General features: G+C 72.9%; 18 protein-coding genes and 1 pseudogene. 12 read left to right on the plus strand and 7 right to left on the minus strand.

Going from position 1 to position 24265, the window contains the following annotated elements:
- From AB0M79_RS22685 to AB0M79_RS22695, 3 genes are read left to right on the plus strand one after another with little or no spacing between them, the layout of a single operon-like run.
- On the plus strand, nucleotides 1–972 hold the full coding sequence (locus AB0M79_RS22685; protein ID WP_364217028.1) for a 4Fe-4S dicluster domain-containing protein: 972 nt from the start codon (nucleotides 1–3) through the stop codon (nucleotides 970–972).
- Complete coding sequence (nrfD, locus tag AB0M79_RS22690; protein WP_364217031.1) at nucleotides 969–1982, plus strand: NrfD/PsrC family molybdoenzyme membrane anchor subunit; 1014 nt, start codon at nucleotides 969–971, stop codon at nucleotides 1980–1982. The genes AB0M79_RS22685 and nrfD overlap by 4 nt, the downstream gene beginning before the upstream one ends.
- A complete protein-coding gene (locus AB0M79_RS22695; RefSeq protein ID WP_364217034.1) occupies nucleotides 1979–2143 on the plus strand; it encodes a hypothetical protein in 165 nt (54 codons plus the stop codon). The genes nrfD and AB0M79_RS22695 overlap by 4 nt, the downstream gene beginning before the upstream one ends.
- On the opposite strand, the gene AB0M79_RS22700 is transcribed toward AB0M79_RS22695, so the two are convergent.
- Nucleotides 2090–4558, minus strand: coding sequence for a LuxR C-terminal-related transcriptional regulator (locus AB0M79_RS22700; protein ID WP_364217037.1), 2469 nt, complete (start codon nucleotides 4556–4558; stop codon nucleotides 2090–2092). The genes AB0M79_RS22695 and AB0M79_RS22700 overlap by 54 nt on opposite strands.
- A 41-nt stretch (nucleotides 4559–4599) precedes the next feature.
- Nucleotides 4600–4731: pseudogene (locus AB0M79_RS22705) on the minus strand (ATP-binding protein); the annotation flags it as partial.
- Between the two features lie 453 nt (nucleotides 4732–5184).
- On the opposite strand from AB0M79_RS22705, the gene AB0M79_RS22710 reads away from it, so the two are divergent.
- The 4 genes from AB0M79_RS22710 (at nucleotide 5185) to AB0M79_RS22725 (ending at nucleotide 10324) form a co-directional block, all read left to right on the plus strand.
- A complete protein-coding gene (locus AB0M79_RS22710) occupies nucleotides 5185–6084 on the plus strand; it encodes a hypothetical protein (RefSeq protein ID WP_364217040.1) in 900 nt (299 codons plus the stop codon).
- Between the two features lie 249 nt (nucleotides 6085–6333).
- Entirely contained in the window at nucleotides 6334–7509 is a 1176-nt protein-coding gene (locus AB0M79_RS22715; RefSeq protein WP_364217043.1) for an MFS transporter, read from the plus strand.
- 5 nt (nucleotides 7510–7514) lie between these two features.
- Entirely contained in the window at nucleotides 7515–8969 is a 1455-nt protein-coding gene (locus AB0M79_RS22720) for a TldD/PmbA family protein (RefSeq protein ID WP_364217046.1), read from the plus strand.
- The gene (locus AB0M79_RS22725) at nucleotides 8966–10324 is read left to right on the plus strand and encodes a TldD/PmbA family protein (protein ID WP_364217049.1); all 1359 of its coding nucleotides are present in this window, start codon (nucleotides 8966–8968) and stop codon (nucleotides 10322–10324) included. The genes AB0M79_RS22720 and AB0M79_RS22725 overlap by 4 nt, the downstream gene beginning before the upstream one ends.
- 39 nt (nucleotides 10325–10363) lie before the next feature.
- On the opposite strand, the gene AB0M79_RS22730 is transcribed toward AB0M79_RS22725, so the two are convergent.
- From AB0M79_RS22730 to AB0M79_RS22740, 3 genes are read right to left on the minus strand one after another with little or no spacing between them, the layout of a single operon-like run.
- Nucleotides 10364–11875 carry a M28 family peptidase gene (locus AB0M79_RS22730; RefSeq protein ID WP_364217052.1) on the minus strand — a complete coding sequence of 504 codons (1512 nt, stop codon included), beginning with the start codon at nucleotides 11873–11875 and terminating at the stop codon, nucleotides 10364–10366.
- A gap of 59 nt (nucleotides 11876–11934) precedes the next feature.
- Nucleotides 11935–12546: a TIGR03086 family metal-binding protein gene (locus tag AB0M79_RS22735; protein ID WP_364217055.1), complete on the minus strand. Its 612-nt coding sequence runs from the start codon at nucleotides 12544–12546 to the stop codon at nucleotides 11935–11937.
- 32 nt (nucleotides 12547–12578) lie between these two features.
- Nucleotides 12579–13475, minus strand: coding sequence for a class I SAM-dependent methyltransferase (locus AB0M79_RS22740; RefSeq protein WP_364217058.1), 897 nt, complete (start codon nucleotides 13473–13475; stop codon nucleotides 12579–12581).
- Between the two features lie 160 nt (nucleotides 13476–13635).
- On the opposite strand from AB0M79_RS22740, the gene AB0M79_RS22745 reads away from it, so the two are divergent.
- Nucleotides 13636–14838: an aminotransferase class I/II-fold pyridoxal phosphate-dependent enzyme gene (locus AB0M79_RS22745; RefSeq protein ID WP_364217061.1), complete on the plus strand. Its 1203-nt coding sequence runs from the start codon at nucleotides 13636–13638 to the stop codon at nucleotides 14836–14838.
- A gap of 13 nt (nucleotides 14839–14851) precedes the next feature.
- Here AB0M79_RS22745 and AB0M79_RS22750 read toward each other — a convergent pair whose 3' ends face one another.
- Entirely contained in the window at nucleotides 14852–16249 is a 1398-nt protein-coding gene (locus tag AB0M79_RS22750) for a cytochrome P450 (protein ID WP_364217064.1), read from the minus strand.
- Between the two features lie 380 nt (nucleotides 16250–16629).
- Here AB0M79_RS22750 and AB0M79_RS22755 point away from each other — a divergent pair, with 380 nt between their 5' ends.
- The 4 genes from AB0M79_RS22755 to AB0M79_RS22770 all read left to right on the plus strand — a co-directional run bounded on the left by AB0M79_RS22755 (nucleotide 16630) and on the right by AB0M79_RS22770 (nucleotide 21484).
- The gene (locus tag AB0M79_RS22755) at nucleotides 16630–17616 is read left to right on the plus strand and encodes an aspartyl/asparaginyl beta-hydroxylase domain-containing protein (RefSeq protein ID WP_364217067.1); all 987 of its coding nucleotides are present in this window, start codon (nucleotides 16630–16632) and stop codon (nucleotides 17614–17616) included.
- Nucleotides 17617–18166: 550 nt separating this feature from the next.
- Nucleotides 18167–18862: a chitobiase/beta-hexosaminidase C-terminal domain-containing protein gene (locus AB0M79_RS22760; RefSeq protein WP_364217070.1), complete on the plus strand. Its 696-nt coding sequence runs from the start codon at nucleotides 18167–18169 to the stop codon at nucleotides 18860–18862.
- 183 nt (nucleotides 18863–19045) lie between these two features.
- Nucleotides 19046–20113: a hypothetical protein gene (locus AB0M79_RS22765; protein WP_364217073.1), complete on the plus strand. Its 1068-nt coding sequence runs from the start codon at nucleotides 19046–19048 to the stop codon at nucleotides 20111–20113.
- A gap of 93 nt (nucleotides 20114–20206) precedes the next feature.
- Nucleotides 20207–21484: a hypothetical protein gene (locus tag AB0M79_RS22770; protein WP_364217076.1), complete on the plus strand. Its 1278-nt coding sequence runs from the start codon at nucleotides 20207–20209 to the stop codon at nucleotides 21482–21484.
- A gap of 24 nt (nucleotides 21485–21508) precedes the next feature.
- Here AB0M79_RS22770 and AB0M79_RS22775 read toward each other — a convergent pair whose 3' ends face one another.
- Nucleotides 21509–24211 carry a tetratricopeptide repeat protein gene (locus AB0M79_RS22775; RefSeq protein WP_364217079.1) on the minus strand — a complete coding sequence of 901 codons (2703 nt, stop codon included), beginning with the start codon at nucleotides 24209–24211 and terminating at the stop codon, nucleotides 21509–21511.
- Nucleotides 24212–24265 lie beyond the last annotated feature (54 nt).

The raw sequence follows: 24265 nt of genomic DNA on the forward strand, positions 1-24265 counted from the left end.
ATGGGACTCGACCTGAGAGTGGCCGCCGAACACGGCCTCGACCCGGCCACCGCGAGCGGGTACGACACGCACCCGCCGCGGATGGGCTTCTTCACCGACACCAGCGTCTGTATCGGCTGCAAGGCGTGCGAAGTGGCGTGCAAGGAGTGGAACGCCATCCCGGAGGACGGGCTGACCTTCACCGGCATGTCGTACGACAACACCGTCGGGCTCGGCGCGGACACCTGGCGCCACGTGGCCTTCGTCGAGCAGCCGCGACGGCTGGGCCGGCAGGAGACCCACCTCGCCGACGTGGAACTGCCGGCGGCGGTCACCGCGCAGGCGGCGGGCCGTACCGCCGTCTCGCTCGGGATGCCCGAGTCCCGGCCGCCGGACGGACACCCCCACCCGGTGCGCGACATGGAGTTCCGCTGGCTGATGTCGTCCGACGTGTGCAAGCACTGCACCCACGCCGCCTGCCTGGACGTCTGCCCGACCGGGTCGCTGTTCCGGACCGAGTTCGGCACCGTGGTGGTGCAGGAGGACATCTGCAACGGCTGCGGCTACTGCGTCCCGGCCTGCCCATACGGCGTCATCGACCAGCGCAGGGACGACGGCCGGGTGTGGAAGTGCACGCTGTGCTACGACCGGTTGTCGGTCGGCCAGGAGCCGGCCTGCGCGAAGAGCTGCCCGACCGACTCCATCCAGTTCGGTGAGCTGACCGAGCTGCGCGAGCGGGCCGAGACGCGGGTCCGGCGGCTGCACGACCAGGGCGTCGCCGACGCCCGGCTCTACGGCGCCGACCCGGGCGACGGGGTCGGCGGCACCGGTGCGTTCTTCCTGCTGCTCGACGAGCCGGAGGTGTACGGCCTGCCCCCGGATCCGGTGGTCACCACCCGCGACCTGCCGGCGATGTGGCGCCGGGTCGCGGTGGCCGCCGCCGGGCTGCTGGTCGGGCTGGTCGGCGTGACGGTCATCGGAGGTGGCAGGTGAACCGGACCGACGTACGCCTCGACGGCGCCCCCGGCCTGCCGGCCGGGCGCGAGGCGGTGGTCGGCTCGGCCGGCCGTTGGCGGCGCCGCCAACGGGGCGAGCGGCTGATGGTGCCGAAGGCCGAGTTCCGCTCCTACTACGGGCTGCCGGTGCTCAACGCCCCGACCTGGCGGGCGGCGGACATCGCCGGATACCTCTTCCTCGGCGGGCTGGCCGGCGCCTCGTCCACGCTGGGCGCCGCCGCCGAGTTGGCCGGGCGGCCCCGGCTCGCCGCCGGGCTCAAGGTCGGTGCCGCCGGCGCGCTCGGCGGATCGCTGTACGCCCTGATCCACGACCTGGGCCGGCCCGAACGGTTCCTCAACATGCTGCGGGTGTTCAAACCCAGTTCGCCGATGAGCGTCGGGTCCTGGCTGCTGGCCGGCTACGGCCCGCTCGCCGGCCTGGCCGCGGGCAGTCAGGTGACCGGGCTGCTGCCCCGGCTCGGCCGGTTCGGCACGGCGGGCGCGGCCCTGCTGGGTCCGGCGGTCGCCGCCTACACCGCCGCGCTGATCGCTGACACCGCCGTGCCGACCTGGCACGAGGCGTACCGCGAACTGCCGGCGTTGTTCGTCGGGTCCGCCGCCGCCTCCGCCGGCGGGCTGGGCCTGCTGGTCGCCCCGGCCGGTGAAGCCGGCCCGGCCCGGCGGGCGGCCGTCCTCGGCACCGCCGTCGAGCTGGTCGCGGCCCGGCGGATGGACCGCCGCCTCGGGCTGGTGGCCGAGCCCCTGCGCGAGGGGGCGGGCGGGTGGCTGCTGCGGGCGGGTAGGGCGTTCGGCATCGGTGGTGCGGTGCTCGCGGTCGCGGGCCGGCGCAGCCGTACGGCCACTGCCCTGGCCGGGGCGGCCTTCCTGGCCGGGGCCGTCTGCACCCGCTTCGGGTTCTTCACCGCCGGCGTCGCCTCGGCCCGGGATCCGATGTACACCGTGACCCCACAGCGCGAACGGCTCGCGGAGAAGGAGGCACCACGATGAGGACGGTCGCGAGGTATCTCCCGTTCGCCGGCATCGTGCTCACCACCTGGCTGGTCGCCCGGCTGGCGGTACGGCAGCAGGAGCACCGGGCGGCACCGGGCGCGACGTCACGGACGCTCGTCTCCGGCGGCGGGCGGCGGCTCGGGCGGGTCGTCGTGTAGCACCTCGGCCAGTTCGGCCCGGCCCCTGGTGCCCAGCTTCCCGTTGATCCGGTAGAGATGGTTCTCGATGGTGCGTACCGAGACGACCAGCCGGTGCGCGATCTCCCGGTTCGACATGCCCCGGGCGGCCAGGCTGCCGATCTCGCGCTCGCGTCCGGTGAGCGGCAGGGGCGCGACGGTGCTCGTCGCGAGGGTCCGGACGCCCTCGCAGCGTTCGGTCAGCCGGCGTACCCGGGCGGCGGCCCGGTGTGCCGCGCCGCGCCGGTTCATCCGCTGGTAGGTGGCGGCCGCCTGGGCCGCCGCGTCGGCGGCCGCCAGCAGGTCCCCCATCCGCTCCAGCAGGTCCGACGCGGCCCGCAGACCGTCGGCGTCGTCGGCGGCCAGCGCGGTCGCGTGCGCGGCGGCGGCCGGGGGGCGCGGGCCGTCCACGCGGGCGGCCAACGCGGTGAGCCGCGCGGCCACCGACCGGTCGCCGAAGCAGACGGCGGTGTGCAGCGCCAGCACCTCGTGGGCGGAGTGCCCGGTCGCCGCCGCCACCGAGGCCGCCTCGTGGGCGAGCGCGACCGCCTCGCTCGACACCCCCTGGGCGGCGGCCAGCCAGGCCCGGGACAGGTACAGGTCCGGCTGGAGGAACAGCACCATCGGGTGCTGCCGGGCGTGCAGTCGGGCCTGTACGTCGGCCGCCGCCGCCAGGTCACCGGTCAGCGCCAGCGCCCGGCCCAGCGGGATCAGGCACACATGCTCGAAGCCGCCGGCGGTGTCGAACCGCTCCAGGCCGGCGTGCGCCTCACGCAGCCAGCGCAGGGCGCTGACCGGCCGGCCCTGGGCCAGGGTCACGTCACCCAGCAGCACCGTGCTGATCAACGCCGGGAGGTCGAGGTAGCGCACGGACTCCCAGCAGGCGTACGCGATCTCGGCCGCCTCCCGCAGGTAGCCGGCCAGGCGCAGCCCGGCGACCTGCGCGGTGATCAGCGGGAAGCGTACGTAGCCGAACTCCGCCGACCGGCCGGCCGCGGCGAGGCCACGCGCCGTCGCGTCGGCGAGTTCGTCGGCGCGGCCGACGGCGGCCAGGCCGACGACGTATCCGGCGGTGGCGAGAGCGACCGACCCGTCCGGCAGTCCCGGTGCCGCGAGCGCGGTCGTCGCCGCCTCGATCGCCGCGACCGGCCGGGCGCGCTGCCAGTCGAACAACGCGCGCAGCGCCATCAGCCGCATCCGGCCCGCGCCGTCGACGACCCGCGACTCGGCCGATTCGAGCATCGCCTGCGCCTCCGCGGGCCGCAACGCCATCCACGCCAGGTTGATCACCTGCGCCACCGTGGCCCGGACCAGTTCGTCGTCCGTACCCGCCGTCGCGGCCAGCGCCGCGACCTCGGCGCCGGCCGGTCGGCTCAGTCCGTTGAGGGCGGCGATCGTGATCATGCTCGGCTCGAATCCGCCGCCGGCGGCCTGCGCCGCCTGCCCGAGCCGTACGGTCAGCGGGAGGTCGCACAGCCGGCCGGCGTGCCGGGCCGCCTCGTACAGCAGCCGCCAGTCCGGTTCCAGGTCCGAGTCCAACGCCAGTACGGCCCGACGGAGGGTGTCGTCGGCCCGGCGACCCCCGGTGTCGGCGAGCGCCCGGCTGATCCGTCCGCGTAGCCGCCGGGCCCGCAGCACCCCCATCCGGGCACGTCTGACCTCTGCGAACAGCGGGTGGGTCAGCCGGGCCTCGAGCCGCCGGCCGTCCTGCTCGACCCGGACGAGGCCGGCCCGTTCGGCCTGTTCGACCGCCGAGGGGTCGGCGAGCCGGGCGATCAGGCGGACACCGAGCGGTTCGGCGAGGGCGAGCAGGTCGACCACTGTCGCCACGGGTTCGGCCAGTTCGCCCATCCGGATCGTCACCAGGTCGGTCAGGCCGGGCGACACCGGTGCCCCGCCCGACCACCGCCACACGCCGCGGACCGGGCGCAGCCGGTCGGCCTCGACCTCGCCGTCGACGAAGTGCCGCAGGTAGAGTGCGTTGCCCTGGGTGATCTCCCAGACCCGGTCCACGGTCTTGCTGTCCACCGGGCCACCCAGCCCGGCCTCCAGCAGCGAGCCGGTCTGTCGCTGGCCGAGCGGCGACACCTCGAGCCGTTCGAGGTATCCGTCCTTCCACAGGTGGGTGACCAGGTCCGGCACCGTCTCGCCGGTGCGTACGGTGGCGATGACGACCGCCGCGCGGTGCAGGGCCAACTGGTGCACCAGCAGTGCCGACATCTCGTCGAGCAGGTGGGCGTCGTCGACCCCGAGCACGAGCGGGCCGTCACCGGCGTCCGCGACGAGCACCCGGGACGCCTCCGCCACCAGTGCCACCGGGTCGCTGTCCAGTGCGCCGAGCAGCGCCGCGAAGGGCCCAGCGGGAGCCCGCGCGACGCCGCCGTGCCGACGACCCACCGGGTGACGGCGCCGCACCGTTGCGCCGACGTGAGCGCCTCACGGGCCAGCCGGGTCTTCCCCACCCCGGCCGGACCGGCCAGCAGTACGCCGTGCGGGGTGCCGGACCGCATCGCCGCGTCGATGGAGCGTAGTTCTTCCCGGCGTCCCACGAGCGACCAACCTCGCGCCATAGATAAAGTTTAATGTCTTGGGGTGGGCTGATGTGCCCCTCCCCCGTTGTCGGCCGTGACCAGAGAATGTCCAGACCCCCGCGCCTATCCTCGCCAAACGCCTGTGGTGGAGGGAGAGAACCGGAATGTGCTGACGACAGGTCGGGATCGCCGGGGTGGTTCTGGGACTGGTGGCCGCGGTCCTGCCGGTGACACCGGCGAGCACGCACCCGCGCCGGCACCCGGCGCCGACACAGCGCCCGCGGCAACGGCCGACGCCCGGCGCCGGAGTGCGGCGACATCAAACAAAACGCGGCGAGGCTCGCCACCGCCGGCCGGTCCGGACCGGCAACCTGCGTACGCAGGCACGCGCGGCAGACCGACGGCGACGGCGCGACACTCACCAGCGACATCTGCGGCGGAACCACGACCAAGACGCGGGTCGCCGCGTGCCTCGTCGAGGACGGTGTGCTGGTGGTCTTCCTGGTGCCCAACGGCCAGGTCATCGGCAGCATCAGCTATACCGTGGCGAGCCTGACGACGCTCGACTACGGATCGCTGAACTGGTCGCGGTCGTTCCACTACCGGGCCAACTCCGTCGCGGGCCAGGCCGCCGGCGCGGCCGTGACGAACACATCCGTCTACGCCGAACCGCTGTGCGTCACCAGTTGTACGGTGAACCCCGGCAGCAGCACCATCGGTGGATCGGCCTTGCCGGGCCACCCGCACTCGGCCACCGGCTACTTCTCGACCCCGATCAGTGGTGTCCGATGGGCGGCACAGAGCGGCTTCAAGTTCTGGTTCGCCAACTCGCTGTGGGTGCACGGCGTGAGCAACCCGTTGACCACCACGCCGGGCGCGCACCGCTGTGACATGGCGCTCGGCGGCTACCACCCCGGATGCGTCTACGACTCGGTGCGCCCGGTGCTCGACGTCCCGGCCACGCGCTTCCCGGACTACGCCAACCACATCCGCCTGGCCCTGTCCTACGGCCTGCCGAACATCCTGACCAGGACGCAGAGCGAGGCGCTCCGTGATGCGAACCGTGCGGCGGCCTGCCCCACCGGGCCCGGCTATCCCCGGCCGGGAACCCCGGGCCAATATCAGTGCGACGAGTATCCGTTCGCGTCCACCGACCAGGGTGCGTCGATGCAGCCCTACGGCCGACAGTTCTTCTGGATCGACTGGAACACCGGTCGGGGATTCAACTGCAACGTGCCCTGGCTGCAAAGCCGCCAACCGGGCGACTCCGGCGGCTTCAGCGCCTGCATGATCCCCGCGGGCCAGAACTCCCTCGGCGGCACCGACCTCGGCGACTTCTACTACAAGTCCCGAGTCCTCGACGGCGACCAGTTCCAGGTCCGGGTGATCTGACCACCTTCGGTCACCTCCGGCGCCGAACACGGCCCGGCCGGTCGGGCCCCGGTGCCCACGACCGGCCGCGGCGTCCCGCCCGCTCGGGTCGCGGAGCGGGCCTGCCGGCGCCTACGCTAGCCGGGTCAGGGAAGGCGACGAATTCCCGGAGTGGCTGGTTTGCGCAAAGGCCCGAACCTCCCGCGCGCCAGGGCGCCGAACGGCGCCGATCCCTACGCGACGTTGTTGCGCCATCCGCACGGTCGCCGGATGGCGCTGGCCGCCCTCGGCGCGCGCCTGCCGCAGGGGATGACCGGCATCTCGGTGCTCTTCCTGCTGGTGGAGCGGGAGGGCATCGGGGCGGCGGGGGCGCTGACCGCGGTGTACACCCTGGCGCTCGGGCTGGCCGTTCCGGTGAGCGGCCGGCTGGTCGACCGGTTTGGCCCGGGCCGCGTCGTCCGGTGGAGTGTGCTCGCCTACACCGCCGCGACCGCCGCGCTACTTTTCGCCACCTTCGGCGGGGCGACGCAACCGGTGACCGCCGCCGCGGCGGCTCTGACGGGTGCGAGCACCCCGCCGCTCGGCCCGGCCGTACGCGCGCAGTGGGCGCGACTGCCCGCACCCGTCCGGCGAACCGGGTTCGCGCTCGACGCGATCTTCCTCGACCTCTGCCTCATCGCCGGACCGGTGCTGGCATCGACCCTGGTGGCGATGCACGCGGCGCTCGGTGTCTGCGCCATTCTCCTGGTCACCTGGGCCGGCGTCGCCCTGCTCGGTTCGGCCGTACGGCCGGCGGCCACCGGTCCGTCGCCCCCGCCGGCGGGCCGGCACCGGCCCGCCGGCCCGTTCGGGCCGATGCGCGTCGCGGCCTACCGCCGGGTGGCCGCCCTGATGGTGCTGGCGAGCTGCGCCATCGCCGGCGTGGCGGTCGGGTTGCCGGCGCTCGCCGCGGTCCGCGACGCGCCGTGGGCGGCCGGTCCACTGGTCGCCGCGTTCTCCGTGGGCAGCATCGTCGGCGGCCTCTACTGGGGCCGGCGCCGGTCGGACGGGCCACGGAACGGGCCGGCCCCGGTCAGCGCACTGGTACCGCCACTCGCCGCGTTGACGCTGACCCTGGCCGTCCTTCCCCTGGCCGGCACCAGTCCGGTGCTGCTGCTGGCGGTCGCCCCCGTCGCGGGCCTGCCGGTCGCGGCGGTCCTGGCCAGTCTCGCGATCGAGGCGGCGGCACGGGCGCCGGAGGGCACCGCGACCGAGGCGCAGGCCTGGCTCGTCTCCGCCAACACCGTCGGCTCGGCCGCCGCCGCACTGCTGGTCACCAGCCTGCTGGGCCACGGTCACTCGACCGTGGCGCTGCTTACCCCGGTCGCGCTGGCGCTCGTGGCCGCGGTCGCGGCGCCACTTCTCCTGCGGAGGGCGGGACGCCGACCACCCGAATCAATAGAATGACATTCATGGATATCGCCGATCTCGCCGCTGTCGCCATCGACGAGGTCACCCGCTTCGGCCCGCAGTTCGCCGACGTCCGCGCGGTCGACGACGAGTCCGAGTCCGTCGACGTACGCGACGGGCGGGTCGAGCGGGTCAGCCGCTCCGCCAGTCGGGGGGTGGGGATCCGGGTTTTGGTCGGCGGCGCCTGGGGCTTCGCGGCGACGGCCGACCACGACGGCGGGGCGGTACGCGACGCGGCCCGGCTGGCGGTGGAGCTTGCCCGGGCCAGTGGCCGGGTGGCGCACGAGCCGATACGGCTCGACGACTCCCCGCCCTGCCGGGGCGACTACGTCACACCGCACGAGATCGACCCGCTGGAAATGCCGGTCGCCGAGAAGGCGGACCATCTGCTCGCGGCCACCGCGGCGGCCCGCGGGGTGCCCGGGGTGTCGTTCGTGGAGGCCAGCACGGACGGCTGGCGGCGCCGGACGGTCTACCGGTCCAGCGATGGTGCCGCCATCGAACAGACCGTGCTGCACGCTGGTGGCGGGCTGGTCGCCTACGCGGTCGGCGGCGGGGAGTCCCAGCGCCGGTCGTACCCCACCGCGTTCCGTGGACAGTTCGCCAGCGGCGGTTGGGAGGCCGTACTCGCGCTCGACCTGCCGGGGCACGCCGCGGCCACCGGACGCGAGGCGGTGGCGCTGCTCGCCGCGCCGGACCTGCCGAGCCGGGCGGAGACGACGATCGTCCTCGACTCCTCACAGCTCGCGATGCAGATCCACGAGTCGATTGGGCATCCGCTGGAACTCGACCGCATCCTGGGCATGGAGCAGGCGTACGCCGGCGGCTCCTTCGTCCGGGTCGACGACCGCGACCGGCTGCGGTACGCCTCCCCCATCGTCTCGATCACGGCCGACGCGACGACGCCGGGAGCGCTCGGCACGTTCGGCTTCGACGACGAGGGGGTGCGGGCGGGCCGTGCGCCACTGATATCCGATGGGGTCCTCGTCGGCTTCCTCAGCAACCGGGAGACGGCGGCGGCGGTCGGGCTGGAGTCGAACGGTACCGCCCGGGCCGACTCCTGGGGCAGCATCCCGCTCGTCCGGATGAACAACGTCTCGCTCGCGCCCGGCACGGACGACGCCGCTGGCCTCGCCGAGATCGTGGCGGCGACCGACGACGGATTCCTGCTGTGCACCAACCGTTCCTGGTCGATCGATGACCGGCGGACGAACTTCCAGTTCGCCTGTGAGGCCGCCTACGAAATCTCCGCCGGGTCGCTGGGGCGGCTCTACCGCAATCCCACCTACGCCGGTCGTACACTCGACTTCTGGCGGTCCTGCGACGCGCTGGGCGGCCGCTCGGACTGGCGGGTCTGGAGCGTGCCGATCTGCGGCAAGGGGCAACCGTCGCAACTGGCCAGGGTCGGGCACGGCGCGCCGACCGGCCGGTTCCGGGCAGCGGTGGGGATCCGATGATCCGCTACGGGGCCGACCGCCTGTTCGAACTAGCCGGGGCGGCGCTGCGCCACCCGGGGCCGGACGAGGTCGAGGTGACCCTCGGCCGAGAACAGGTGGCGCTGACCCGGTTCGCGGACAGCCGGATCCACCAGAACGTCCATCGGCTCGACCACCACGTGCGGGTGCGGGTGGTGGTCGACGGCGGCGAGGCCGGAGCGCGGGTCGGCTCGGCCACCTCCGGGCTGTTGACGCCGGAGGGCGTGCGGCGCGCGGTCGACCGGGCGTACCAGATCGCTCGCACGGTCCCCGGGAATCCCGACTTCGCCGGTCTGCCGGCGGGCGGTACGACCTACGACTCGGTACGCCGGGACGACCCCGACACGGCGAGGTGCCCGCCCGCGCGTCGGGCCGATCTCGTGGCGGCGCTGCTGCGGTCGCTGCCGGCGGGAACCGACGGCGCCGGTGCCCTGGAGACGACCGGCAACGAACTGGCGATCGTCAACAGTCGTGGCGTGCGAGCGTACGACGCGGGAACCAGGGCGGCCCTGAGTATCCTCGCCACGGCTGGGGACTCGACAGGCTACGCCGAGGGTGTGGCGGTCGGGCTGGCGGGTCTCGATCCGGTGACGCTGGGTTCCCGGGCGGGCGAGAAGGCGCGGCTCGGCGCCGGGCTGCGGGAGCTGGCACCCGGCAGCTATCCGGTGGTGCTGGAGCCGTGCGCGACCGCCGTGCTCCTGCACCGGCTGGCGCACGCCTTCGCGGGCCGGGCGGTGCGCGAGGGAAGTTCACCGCTGGCGGACCGGCTGGGAGCGCCGATCTGCGCGCCGGCGGTCACACTGTCGGACGATCCGCTCTCCTCCGCGCTGCCGGCGGCACCGTTCGACGCCGAGGGCATACCGCGGCGCCGGACCATCCTCGTCGACCGGGGTGTGGCGGTGGGCCTGACCTACGACTCGGCGGCGGCACGGATGGGCGGGACCGAATCCACCGGTCACGCGCTGGCACCGCCGAACCCGCTTTCCGGTTTGCCGACGCACCTGTTCATGGCGGCGGGATCCGAGACGACGGAGTCGTTGGTCGGCCGGATCGACCGGGGGATCTACGTCACCCGGTTCCACTACACCAACGTGGTGCATCCCGTGCGCACCACCGTGACGGGTACGACCCGCGACGGCACCTTCCTGATCGAGAACGGCAGGATCGTCGGCGGGATCCGCAACCTGCGTTTCACCCAGTCGGTGCTGGAGGCGTTGTCCGGCGTGGAGGCGGTCGGACGGGAGGGTCAGGTGGCGACCGAGCGGTTCTACGGGGACGCGTACGCGCCCCCGCTGTGCCTGTCCTCGTTCGCGTTCACGTCGGCGTCGACGCACTGAGCCGACGCGCCCCTCCCCCACCCCGTCCGTCCGGTCGGCTCACGCGTCGTGACGCTGCGCCAGCACGTCCTCGACGTCGGTCGCGAACCGGCCCACGACCCACGCCACCGCCCGGCAGTTGCGGTCGAACTCGGCGAGGTTGAGGTTCGACAGGTCGTCGCAGGGCTGGTGGTAGCAACGGTCGAACATCTCGCCGGCCGTGCCGCCGTACCGGGCCGCCTGCTCGGCGGTCTTCGCCTGGTAGGTGCCGCCGTCCATGCCGCCGACCGGGATTCCGACGTCGGCGAAGGGCCAGTGGTCGGACCCGATGCTGTACAGGTCGACGGTCTCGTAGGCCAGTCCCCGGCTGCCGTAGTAGCCGGTGAGGACCTTCTCGACGGCGCCGGAACCCGGTGGCGGCGGCTTCTCGCCGACGCCGGGGTGCTCGGCGTCGTCACCGTCGACTATGAAGCGGCCGAAGTTCGGAGACGCGATGAGTTCGTAGTTGAGGTACAGCGAGATCCGTCGGCGCTGCTCGGCGTCGAGCTGGGCCAGGTAGTGCAGGGAGCCCACCTCGATCAGTTCCTCCGCGCCCCACCAGGCGAACCGCACCTTGTTGCGTACCGCCCGCTGATGCGGTGCCAGGCGGATCGCGGTCTCCAGCAGGGCCGCGGCGGCGGCCGCGTTGTCGTTGATGCCCGGGGACTCGGTCACGCTGTCCAGGTGCGCGCCGGCCATGACGACCCGGTCGGGACGGCCGCCGACCGTCTCGGCCAGGATGTTCTCGGTGACCGCTCGTGCCCGGTGGGCCGTGATCTCCAGCCGGACGCGGACCTCGCTGCCCACCGTCTGCGCTGCGAGCTGCCCGGCCGCCCGCTGGGTGATGGTCGCGACCGGCACCGAGATCGCGGCGGGGTCGAACAGGTACGCCCGGTAGATGTTGTCCGGCCGGACGGTCGGCATGTAGAACAGCACCGCAACCGCCCCGAGCGCCACCGCGGTCTGCTCCTGTACGACGAAACCACAGCTCGCTCTCGGCAGCACGACAACCGTTCCGGTGACCGGCAGGCCGGCGTAGTCGGCTGGCTCGCAACCCGGCGTGGGGTCGACGACGCCGTCGCGTGAGGTGGGCAGCACCCGTACCGGTGCCTCGACACCGCCCGGCGGTGTCGTCGGCGACCAGGTCATCGCGAGGAGTCGCAGCGGTTCGGGTGGCGTGGTCAGCGCCACCGCGCGCTCGGTGTCGATCCGGTAGTACTCGTACGGCACCGGCTGACGGGTTACCCGGTACCCGGCGAGGCGCAGCCGCCGGACGAGATAGTCGGCCGACGCGGCGAACCCGGGGGTGTCGGCGGCGCGTGTCCCGCCGTTCGCGTCGGCAGCCGACTGCCAGGCCCGGAGGTGGCGCAGGGCGCCGGCTGCCCGGGTGGCCCGTTCCAACCGGTCGGCGAGCTGGTGACCGGAGCCGGCCGCCGGGACGGTCGGCCGCCCGTACGCCGGGCTCGTGACCGCGACGGAGGCGGTGACGACGAGGGCGGCAACGGCCGCGGTCACGGGGGTGGACCAACGCATGTCTTCTCCTTCCGGTGATCGGCAGGTGATCGGCCAGCCGCGTCTGGCGCGGGGCGCGGTCACCGCCCCGATTGCGGGATCGGCGTGACGGCGCGGCCGGCGAACGCGGCCAGCCGGTCGGCCGGGTGAAGGTCGCCGGTGGTGGGCCGTTCCTCGGCGAACGGCCGGTCCGGGCCGCGCGGCAGCCGGCGGCGGCGCAGGATGTCGAGGCAGGCCCGGCAGAGCGCCGGGTCGAGTTCGGTGTCCTGGCCGGTGGCCCGGGCCAGGTCCCAGCCGTGTACGAGCAGTTCGATGAAGCGGGTCTGCACCAGTTGGCGGCCGGGTTCCGGCCCGCCCGGGGTGACGAACTCTCCGGTGAGCACGCCGTCGCGGGCGAACTCTGCGACCAGCGGGGCGAGGGTGCCGCGGAACGCCGCGAGCGGGTTCTCGCCGAGCACGAACTCGTCGCGGTCGGGTACGGGCCGGTTCGTGACGATCGCCAGGAACCGGAGGTTGCCGTTGACGACGTGGTTGACGAGACCGCGTACGTCCCAGTCCGGGCAGCCGGTCGGGCCGGTCCACTGCCGTGGCGCCACACCGGCGACGAGGTTCGCGAAGAGGCCGGCGGCGTCCTGGTGCAGTTGTCGCGGATCGGTGTCCGCATAGACCGGTGGTTCGAGGGTGTTCTCCATCTGTCCGCTCCGTCGTCGGGTCGTTCCGGTGGTCATGGCGTCGCGCGTGCGGCGGGCGTCCGGGGCCGCGGCGGGGTCGCGGGCGTATGTGCGATGTGCACGGTCGTGGCCGCGAGCACGAAGACGTCCGGCCGGCGCAGCACTCCCTCGTCCGCGCGCGGGTCGAGCAACCGTTCCAGTTGTGCCCGATCGTCGGCCTCGATCCGGTCGGCGAGCAGGTCCCGTAGCCGGGCGAGCATCGAACGGACGTGGTCGCGGGCCTCGTCGTCCAGCGGGGAGGGCAGGTCGACCAGGAAGGTGCGGCTGCGGCGGGGCCGCAGGCCGGCCGCCGCGAGCAGGGCGAGCCAGTCGTCGACGCGCCGCACGCTGCCCGGTGCGGCATGCCTCCGTTCGGTGAACCAGTCCTCCATGAGCGCGTCAAGGCGGGCCTGCAGTCCGGGCCGGCCGATCCCGGTGTCGCGGGGAAGGAAGCGGCTCGGCAGGCCGCCCTCGGCGACCGCCAGTAGACCGCCGGGCGAGATCCTGCTCGCCAACCGGGCGAGCATCGCGACCTGGTCGCCGAAGTGGTGCACCACGCTGCTCGCCCAGATGAGGTCGGCGGTGGGCAGTTCGGTGACGTCGTTGAGGTCGAGCCGCCGGGTGCGGACCCTCGCGTCGAGGCCAAGGCGACCGGCCAGGGCGGCAGCACGGGCCAGCAGTTCCGGCTGGACGTCGACCGCGAGCACCTCGGCCTCCGGGAACTGCCGAGCCAGTAGGCAGGTGGTCACCCCGGGGCCCGATCCCACGTCCAGGATCCGGCGCGGCGGTGAGTCCGCCGTCAGCTCCGCCAGCCAGCGGGCCGCGGCGCGCTGCCACGCGGACCGCACCCGCGCGAGTTGCTCCAGTTCGTCGGCGACTGCGGCCCAGTCGACGGTCCGTGGCCGGCTCATCGGCGCGTACCCGCCCGTCGCGCCGGCCCATCGTGTCGTCGTGCCCGGTCGGGCCGGTCCACGGGGACGTTGACGATCCGAAAGACATCGATAGTCTTCTTTATGTGGGGGGCCGGATCGATCATCTCGGCACCTCGTCACGATCTCGGGGAGACGAGTCATGGAACATCAGGTCGGACAACTGTCGGCTCCTTCCCCCAGCGGGTCCTCGGAGTTCGCGGCGCTGGCCGACGCGCTGACCGAGGCCCGGTTGCGCCGCAAGCGCGGTGCCAAGTGGGGCGAGACCGCGCCCGGCGTCCTGCCCGCATGGGTGGCCGACCCGGATCTCCCGATCGCTCCGCCGGTTGCGGCGGCCGTACGGGCGGCGCTCGACAGCAACGACCTCGGGCATCCGTACGAGGACGCCGCTCCCGCCCGCGCCTGGGCGCGCTGGTCCGCCCGCCGGTACGGCTGGGAGCCGGACGTCAGCTACGCCAGCGCGCACGGCAACGTGGTGGCGGCGATGGCCGCCTGCATCGACCTGCTCACCGCCGCAGGTGAACCGGTGATCGTGCCGGTGCCCACGTACCCGCCGTTCCTGCTCGCCGTAAGGGACCTCGGCCGTAGGCCACTGCCGGTGCCGTTGACCGTCGACGGATCTGGCCGGGACGCGTTCGACCTGGGCGCCGTCGCGGCCGCGCTGCGCGACGGCGCGCGCCTGCTGCTGCTCTGTTCGCCGCACAACCCGACCGGTCGGTGCTGGTCGGCGGACGAACTGCGGGAGTTGACGGAGCTGGTGGCCGCGCATGACGGGTGGGTGATCAGCGACGAGGTCTTCGCCGACGTGACGCTGCCCGGCGTGCGGCACGTGCCGACGGCGTCGCTCGGCGACGCGGTCGCGGCCAGAACCGTTACGCTGACCTCGACCAGCAAGGCGTTCGGCACCGCCGGCCTGCGCCACGCGCTGGCCGTGGCGCCAAATGCCGACCTGCACGCGGCCATCTCCCATCGCCGCTACACCCGTGGGGCGACAGCCAGCCTGCTCGGCGCGGTGGCCGCCGAGGCCGCCTGGCGGCAGGGCGACCGGTGGATGGACGACGTAGTGCGGTACCTCGCCGCCCGCCGCACCGATCTGCTCGACGCGTTGCCGCGGCTGCCAGGCGTCCGGTGCCGGCCACCGGAGGCCACCTATCTGGCCTGGTGGGACCTGCGGCGGACCCGCTTCGCCGCCGCGCCCGCCGCCGAGTTGCTGGCCCGGGCCCGGGTCCAACTCTCCGACGGCGAACCCTTCGCCGCCGAAGGCTTCGCGCGGTTCAACTTCGCCCTGCCGCGCCCGCTGCTGGCGCAGGCGTTGGACCGGCTCGCGGATGCCTTCGGCGGGTGAGTCCGCGCGCGGTTCAGTCATCGGTTCCGAGACGTACCGGTAGCGTAGCGAGCCCGCGAAGCGTCGGGTTCGGCTCGCGCACCGGTGGTGCCGCGAGCCGAACCGCCGGGTGGGTCGCGAGTTCGGACAGCAGTACGTCCGCCTCCGCGAAGGCGAGTGCCGCGCCCAGGCAGGCGTGCACGCCGCGACCGAATCCGAAATGGGGATTCGGTGTACGGGAGAGCACGAGTTCGTCGGGTTCGGCGAAAACTGCGGGATCACGGTGCGCTGCCCCGAACAGCACTACCACCCGATCGCCGCGCCGGACCTGACGTCCACCTATCCGGGCGTCTGTGGTGACAATTCGCTCCTGCGCCTGGAAAGGAGTGTCGTGGCGGAGAAGCTCATGCAGCGCGGTGGTCCGCTCGCGTGCCGGCATCCCGGCGAATTCCCGCACTCTTCCCGGCTGCTGAAGCAGGCCGTGCACGGAATTTCCGAGAAAGCGCTGCCCGGTGTTGAGTCCGGCCAGCAGGACCGCGCGCAGCGAATTGGTCAACAGGTCGGTCCCGACGGCATGGTGCGCGTTCCCGCGATACAGGAAGCCGAGGATGCCCGTTGTCGGCCCACGTTCGTACTCCGTACGGATCAGGTCGGCGAGCAGTGCCCGCGCTTCGAGCCCCGGCCGTTCCCGTTCCGGCGCAACGCCGGCGATCATGCTTCGCACCACCGCTGTCGAGGCCGTACGGAACTCGTCGCCACGGGCCAGGTCGCCGCCGAACACTCCACTCATGGCGAAGGTGGCGAGCGGTACCGCGAGCTCGGCGACGAGGTCGAACTCCTCGCGGCGGGCGAGTTCCGCGAGCTTGCCCCGGACGAACGGCACCAGTTCCCGCCGGATCGCCGGTGTTCGTTGGGCCCGGAACGCCTCGGCGAGCAGACGGCGGACGGGGAGTTGGTCCGGCGGGTCGAGGGTCTGGACCGTGATCGTCTGGGGCTCCATCGGCACCCCGGCCCGGCGGTAGTCAGCGGCGAAGGTGGTGGAGTCCTCGACGACCCGCCGGCAGTCGCGGTAGGTGGTGAGGATCCAGGCCGAGAGCCCGGCGTGCCAGTGCACCGGGTCCACCGAACGCATTTCTCGGTAGGTCCGATAGGGATTGTCGATGAATTCGGGCGACAGCGGATCGAAGAGTTCGCCGCCCGCGACATCCGGGGCGCCGGCCGCATCCTGCACCTCTTCGCCAATGATGTTCATCTCCTGCCTCCGCAAATCCGTCCGTCCCCGTGCGTGGCACCCGTGGATCCCGGGCGTGCCGCCACATCGGCAGATTCGAGCGTCGGTGGGTCGCGATAGTACGCGGACATCCCCGATGGCGATAACCGCATCCTTCACCCCGCCATCGATGATGGCAAATATAAACAGCTCGTCGTTCATAACATGAAAAATCTACGACGACCGGCATTGACACCCATCGCTCGCGAGGGTAACCCTGGCGGCAACTCCTCGGGACGCTCAGTGCAACGCGCCGACGGAGCGAAGGGTTATCCGGGGCGTCAGGGGACGCCCCCTTCCGCCCCGCTTGTCCATCGACAGAGAGGGGTCCTCGCCATGCGTCACTACTACTGATCGAAACAGGCGTGCCGCCGCGGGTGCGAGATGGCCATGCGGCGGCACGCCGCCCGGTCACCACCATCTGCGTGCCCGTCGACCACCACCGGACCGTCGTGCGCCCAATCGATCACCGCCGCCGGACCGACCCATGTCGGGACCGCAGAGCCCCGTCGCGTCTTCCGGCCCGAGACCGAGGATGCCCAATGACCGCACTCCCGCCACCTCCGCCGGCACTGCGCGGCGACGCAGCCGCCGTACGCCTCACGACCGACATCGACCCCGCACCGTTGCGAGACGACCTGCTCGCCATGGCCCAGGGGCCGTGGGACCATCAACGCCCCTATTCGGCCGGGCGGGTCGGAGATCCGATCGCCGCTGGCTGGACCTGCTTCCCGCTGCACAGCCCCGGTGGCCGGGCGGACCGGACCGACCCGGGCGGACCCGGGACGGTGCGATTCGCCCCGACCCCGGCGCTGGCCCGGATGCCGGCGTTCGCGCGGCTGCTCGGCCGCATCCCCGGGGAACTGCGCGCCGTCCGCCTGCTCGCGCTCGACCCGGGTGCCAGCCTCGACGAGCACACGGACGAGTTCATCGGCTTCGGCTACGGACAGCTTCGACTGCACGTCCCGATCGTGACCAACCCGGACGCGCTGCTGTTCATCGAGGACCGCAGCTACCACTGGCGCCCGGGCGAACTCTGGTACGCCAACTTCGCCCTGCCGCACTACCTGCGCAACGGCGGGTCCAGCCGCAGGATCCACCTGGTGGTGGACTGCATGGTCAACGACGCGATGGTCGGACTCTTCCCCGACCGGTTCCGCGGGAATCTCGAATCGATCTCGTACGTGAGCAACCGGCCGCGCCAGCCCGCGGATCCGGCGCTGGAGGTCCGGCCGTTCCTGCTGCCGGCCGTGCTCGGCAAAGACCTGCTCGCCCACGTCACCGACGCGCCGGTCGGCGATACCGACGGGGTGCGTACCGAGGTGACCGCCGGTCCGGACGGCCCGCTGCTGCGCACGGCGGAGGGCGTCGAGTGCCTCCTGGTCCGGGTCGGCCCCGACGAGTACCGGTTCGAGGGCTGGACCGAGGAGCGGACGCTGGACTTCGGGACTCTGCCGGACCGGGTGGCGCTGCACGACCGCAGGAACTGGCGGCACCGGGTCTGGGACTGCCCGGTACTGCCCGCATAGCCGGAGCGGCGGGCGTCGCGGTGCCCGGGATGTGGCCGGTCCACCCCACGCGCGGTCGCGGGTGATCGGCGGCACCCCGGGCACCCGCGCGGCCCCACCGGGTCCATGAACGCATTCGCCATCGAAGACGACGGACAGTACCCGCCCGGCACCGGGCGGGTTATGGCCGCCTATGCGGGTTACCGGTCGATTCGCGGAAGAGTACGGCACTGATCTCAAGCCGGCGTCGTTGTGTCGCACCTGTCGGTCGGCGTCCGAGCGGTGTTCGCGTCCCTGCCACGCGCTGGCGCTTGGCTGCCGACGTCCCCGACGTTTCGACCCGCGACCGTCCCAGAAGGACATTGGCGATGCGATCCGTCCATCGTGGTCTCGCCTGTGCCGTGGCCCTGGCCGCCACGGCCGTCGGCGCCCTTCCCGGCGCGCCGGCCCACGCCGCCGAATCCGTCCAGTACCTGCAGACCGGTTCGACGCTCACCAACCTCTGGGGCAGCGCCCGGCGGAATTCCGGTACAGCTCGCACTACCAGGGCGTCCTGCAGACGCTGGACCACGTGCTGGTCACCGACGGGCTGGACGACACGGTGGTCGACTTCCGGTACGCGCCGATCAACACCGACTACGCCGACCGGTTCGGCACCGACGGGCACAAGGCCGCCGACCACAACCCGGCCGTACTCACGCTCGAGGTCGAGCCGCCGGCCGACACCACCCCGCCGACGGCGGCGGCGACGCTGTCGCCGGACGAACCGAACGGGGACGACAACCGGAGCTACCACACCCCGGTGACGGTCACGCTGACCGGCGCCGACGAGGGCGGCTCCGACGTCCGGGTGCTCCAGTACGCCATCGACGGCGAGGCCTGGACCCGGTACAAGGCGCCGCTGACCATCAGCGCCCCGGGCCGGCACGTGGTGAAATTCCGGGCGATCGACCTGGCCGGCAATCGGTCGGAGATCGGCAAGGTCATCGTCACCATCACGCCCGACGCCTGCCCCGGCTCGGACAAGCGGTGGAAGATCTGGCTCGGCAACGTCAACAGCGGGGTCGCCAACGGGGACCTCGGCAACGGCTGCACGTACACCGACATCCTCCACCCGAGGGACCGGACGTGGAGCGGCAACCAGGAGTACGTCGAGTTCGTCACGGCCAAGGCGAACGGCCTGCGGGTCGACGGTCGCCTGACGGCCGCCGACGTCGAGGCGCTGGTCGCCGCCGCCGCACGCTCGACCGTCGGCGGCCGCTCCTGACCATGTGATGCGCCCGCGGCGCGGGTCCGTCTCGCGGTGGCCGGTGTCCGGGTACTCGTACTCGGACACCGGCCACCGTCGTGTGCCCGGTGGACCGGGACTGACCCGGGCCGGCCGGACACTCTCCGCCCGTCCACCTGCTGCCGCACGCTGAAGGCCCGCTTCTACAGGAAGGAGCTGTCGATGTTGAAGAGTTTCCCGCGACCGCGGCGGCTGGCCGGGGCCGGGCTGGTGGCCAGCGGATTGGCGCTGCTGCTCACGGTCTCGGGAGCGACCGCGGCCGGCTCCGACGTCGGGTTGGACGCCACCTCCGAGGTGTTCATCCAGGACACCCTCAGCGACAACGGCGCCGAACCCTCCACCGTCTCCCCGTTCTGGCATAGCCCGGCGATCAAGGTCTGCGCCTGGACGCCCACGGTGCCACCCGTGGAGTGCCCGACCAGCCAGGACCAACTGCTGATCGGCGGCAGCTACCACGTGTGGATCACACTGTCCAACACCGGAACCACCGACGCCGTCGGCACCCTCGAACTGCGGCGCACCAAGCCGGGTGGCGGCACCAACTGGAACACCGACTGGGTCAACGTCGCCACCAAGCTGGACGTGGCGGTACCGGCCGATGGCGTCACCCGCATCCCGATCCAGTTCGACAACGTGCCGGGTCCCGGCCACTTCTGCCTCGCGGCGCTCTGGGACGCCGACGGAGACGAACTGAAGCCGTACCCGGCCGACCATGACAGGGTCGTCACGAACGACAACAACATCGCCCAGCGCAACGTGAACTCGATCGCGATCGGCAAATCCCAGTCGGCGGACCGGTCGTTCTCCATGGCCAACAACCAGTTCGTACGCACCCACACCAGCCTGATCTTCAGGCCGGTCGGCACACCGTTCCATCTCGTCGGCGGGCAGATCGTCGTCGACCTCGGCCCGGTCCTGTTCCAGCGCTGGCACCAGGCGGGCCGCCGGGGCAGCGGGATCCAGCAGGTCGGCACCACCACCCAACTCCGGCTGGTGTCGACGACGACCGCGAGGATCGAGGAACTGCCACTCGATCCCGTCGAACGGGTGACGGTCAACCTCCGGTTCACGGTCGGCAGCAGCACACCGGCGGGTGTCTACGGCGTCGAGATCGCCCAGGGCAAGACGTCCGTCGCGATCCCGTGCAGCCCCACCGGCGCCCCCTGCCCGCCGCCTCCGGACCGGCTGCCGATCGGCGGCGTCCGCTACACCATCACCGTCGTGGACTGACGGCTCCCTGGCGGGGCGCCGCATCTGGTAACGCGGTGCCCCGCCCGAGGACCGACAGCCGATCAAGCCGGAACGTGAAAGGCAGGAGACCGAATGAGACTCAAGCCCGCACCGGTCATGGCCGCCGCCGTGGCCCTCCTGTTGGCGGCGACACCCGCGGTGGCCCACGCCAAGCCGCAGCCGTCGGTCACGACGCAGATGACCACCCAGGCCGCCCCGGCCGGCTTCGCGTCCTGGGCCGAGGTGTACGAACTACAGACCCGGCTCAACGCGGCCGCCGAGCGGATCCTGCGCGCCGGAGACGCCGGCAATCCGAGCATCGTCGCCGACCCGCTCCGCCGCGAACTGCTGGTGCACTGGAAGGGCACCGTCCCACCCGCCGCCCTGGCGGAGGCGGCCACCGCCGGGGTGCCGGTACGGTTCCGGCCCGCCCGGCACACCCTTCGGGAACTGACTGCCGAGGCCCGACGGATCGTCGGCGACGAGCGGGTCGCGGAGGCCGCGCCCGATGCCGACGGCGGCGGCCTGACCGTGACCGTCACGGGGACCACGCTGGAAGCGGGCCAGCGGGATCTCCTGAGCACCGCCAGGGTTCCGGTGACCGTCCGGACCGGCGCCCGTCCCCAGGCGACCGGCCGGCAAGGCGACAGCCCGCTGTTCTGGGGCGGAGCGGCGTACACGATCGGCAGCCAACGGTGCAGCACCGGGTTCACCGTCAAGCGGGCTGGGCAGCCCCTGCCGTCCCGCCTGATGCTCAGCGCGGGCCACTGCACCCGGCCCAGCGGCGGAACCGTCGTCGTCCCCGGCCTACCGAACCCGGCGGGCAGCGTCGAGGCCGGAAGTACGCACGACTGCCGGGACACGACGCTGCTCCACCTGCCCGGGGGCGCTGCCGGCGTCGTCTACACCGGCGCGTGGAACTCGACCGCCGGCGCGATCGTCGGCCTGGACACCGGCGTCACCGCCGGATCCGACTTCGTCAGCAACCTCGTCACCACCAGTGGAGCCGAGACCGGCATGCACTCGAATCTGGTGGTGGAGGCGGTCAACGTCTTCGCCCGGGTCAACGGCGCCCGCTGCGCGGACGCCGTCGGCCCGCTGATCCGGGCCCGGGCCAACGCCGGCTGCGCGGCGGGCCCCGGCGACAGCGGCGGTCCCGTGTTCGCCGGGCCGTCCTTCCAGGGGCGCGGCATCATCGTGGGCGGCGGCTCGACGGACAGTGCCGTGGACCGGGCGACGTGCCCGTCGGCCGCCCCTTCGGGCTCCCCGGTGTTGGGTTTCAGAACCGTCCTGTACGCGCCACTCCTGCGCCCGGCCGGCGACCCGATGATCGGCGCACTCCAGCACTACGACGTGACCCTCGTGCCGTGAGCCCGGCCGGCTGCGGGGTGGTCGTCACCGGCCGCCCCGCAGTTCGCCGAGTTGGGCGCGGATGCGCGGACCGGTGGTCTGCGCGTCGTCGGTGTGGTCGGTGCCCAGCTTGGCGAGCAGGTCCAGGGCCACCTGCCAGTGCTTTCCGGCCAGTTCGCGATCACCGATGGCGAGGTAGGCGTGGGCCAGGCCGTCGTGTGCCCTCGCCTGATCCGGCAACTGGCCGAGGCCGGTCGCGTGCCGCAACGCCTGCCGGTGCTGGACGAGAGCCACCGCGGGCTGTCCCATCGCCTGCCGCAACCGGCCCAGGCCCTGCAGTGCCTCGAACTGCCAGTTGGCGCTGCCGAGTTCGCGGCCCTTGCGCAGCGCCTGTTCATAGCACTCGTCGGCCGGCGCGAACCGGCACTGCGCCAGGTGGGCGTGCCCGAGGCCGACCAGGGCCTGCAGCTCGCCGGTGCGGTCGCCGATGTCCTGCGCGATCCGCAGTGCCCGGGTCTGGTGCCCGGCGGCCGGCTCGTGCTGGCCGAGTAGCCAGCGGACGTGGCCGAGCCCGTGCAGCGCGTAGAGTTCGCCGGCGCGGTTGCCCGAGTCCTGCGCGATCCGCAACGCCTCCCCGTAGTGGCGCAGGGCCTGTTCGAGCTCGCCCAGTTTCAGCCGGATGACGCCGAGCCCGGTCAATGCCTGTAGTTCGCCGGACCGGTCGCCGAGATCGCCGGCGATCCGTAGCGCCCGCCGGTAGTGGTTCTCGGCCTGCTCGTACTGACCGAGGAGCATGCCGACGTGGCCCAGCCCGTTGAGGGCGGCCAGCTCGCCTCCCCGGTCCCCGATCTCGGCGGCGACCGCCAGTGACCGTCCATAGTGGGTGGCCGATCGCTCGTTGTTCCCGCGCATCCAGTTGACGTGGCCGAGCCCGTGCTGCGCGTAGAGTTCGCCGGACCGGTCGCCCCGCCGCCGCGCGATCCGCAACGCCAGACCGTAGTGTTCCTCGGCGAGTTCGTGCCGGCCCTGGGCCCGGTGGACGTAGCCGAGATCGATCAGGGCATCCGTCTCCGCTTCCTGGTTTCCCGCGAGTCGAGCCAGGTCCAGACTGTGCTGGTGCAGGCTCTCCGCTTCCTGGTATTGGCCGTGGGTGCGCAGATGCCGGTGGAGCAGGACCGACATCTCCCACGCCGGTTCCGGCCGGTCCGGCCCGCTGTGCGCGGCGGCCGTGAGCAGGTTCGCCAGCTCGTTCTTGAGCCATCGGCCGGCATGGCCGGCGTCCGGCAGGTCCGGCAACGGGCTGTCGGCCGGCGTCGTCTTGCGGCGGCGCCGTTCGTGCGGATCGGTCACCGACACCGCCAGGGCGGCCGCGTCGCGGTAGTAGGCCAGCAGCCGCCCGGTCGCCGCGGCGCGTGTCTCGGGCGGGTCGGCGGCGGTAGTGAGATGGACCGCGTGCGACCGGACCAGGTCGTGCATCCGGTAGCGGCGGTAGGCGGACTCCTCCAGCAGATGGTCACGCTGCAACTCGTCCAGGTGCAGCCCGGCCTCGTGCACCGGCAGGCCGGCGAGCGCCGCGACCGCGTACCCGTCGAACTCGACCCCTGGATGCAGGCCGAGTAGCCGGAACAGGCGTTGCCGGCCGGCGGGAAGATGTTGGTAGGAAAGGTCGAACACGGCGGCGACCGTGCGGTGTTCGGCGGTCAGGGTGAGCAGCCCGCCGGCCGGCTGCCGCATCTCCCGGCGCAGCTCGGCGATGGTCCACGATCGGTGCCGCCGGTAGAGGCTGGCCATGATGGAGATGGCCAGCGGGAGGTGTCCGCAGGCGTGGACCAGTTCGGCGACCTCCCGGCCGGCGTCCCGCGCGGCCAGCCGGGCGAACATCGTGGCCGCCTCGTCCGGGGACAGCACGTCCAGCCCGATCGGCACCGGCGCCGGAAGGTCGGCCAGGATCCGGCGTGACGTCACCAGAACCAGGCAGCCCGGCGTCCCGGGAAGCAGCGGCAGGACCTGGTTGGTGCTGGCGGCGTCGTCGAGGACCAACAGGAGACGACGGCCGTTCATCCGGTCGCGCCACAGGGCGGCCCGCCCGTCCAGGGTCGGCGGGAGGAACCGGGCGTCCACCCCGTCGGCGGCCAGCAGGTCCGCGAGCAGGTCGGCGGGGTCGGCGGGATGCCGGCCGGAGGTGTAGGCGTGCAGGCTCAGGAAGAGCTGCCGGTCGCCGAACCGGTCCTTGAGCCGGTGCGCGACGTGCACCGCCAGGGTGGTCTTGCCGACGCCGGCCATGCCGTCGATGGCATGGATGCTGACCACTTCCCCGGCCCGTGCGGCGTCGGCGACCGTGCTGACGATCTGCTCGATCTCCTTGTCCCGCCCCACGAACACGGCCTGGTCGGCGGGCAGGGTGCAGCGGGCCGGGGCCGGTCCGGGGGCGGGTTCGGCCACCGGGGCCGGGCGCAGCGCGGCGAGACGGCGCCGGGCGGTCACCCAGCGGTGCACCTCTTCGTCGTCGCCGCCGCAGGTACGCACTAGCGCGACGACGAGATCTTCCCGCGGAAGGGTGTCCCGCGCCAGGGCGGCCGTCACCGTGCTGCGTGGCAGCATCCGACCGGCCGCGGCGGCGCGGCTCTCCAGCCGTCGGAAGCCGACCCCGGACCAGTTCTTCAACCGCCGCAGGGCCTCCACGAACTCGGCCGCCGTGCTCGCGGCAGCCGGGTCAGGTCGGCCGTCACCGCCGGGCGATACCGCCATGCCGCCCCCCACCGCAATACACCTCGTTGGTCGCGGCACCAGTGTAGCCATCAT

The organism is Polymorphospora sp. NPDC051019 (assembly GCF_040683055.1).
Classification (GTDB): domain Bacteria; phylum Actinomycetota; class Actinomycetes; order Mycobacteriales; family Micromonosporaceae; genus Polymorphospora; species Polymorphospora lycopeni.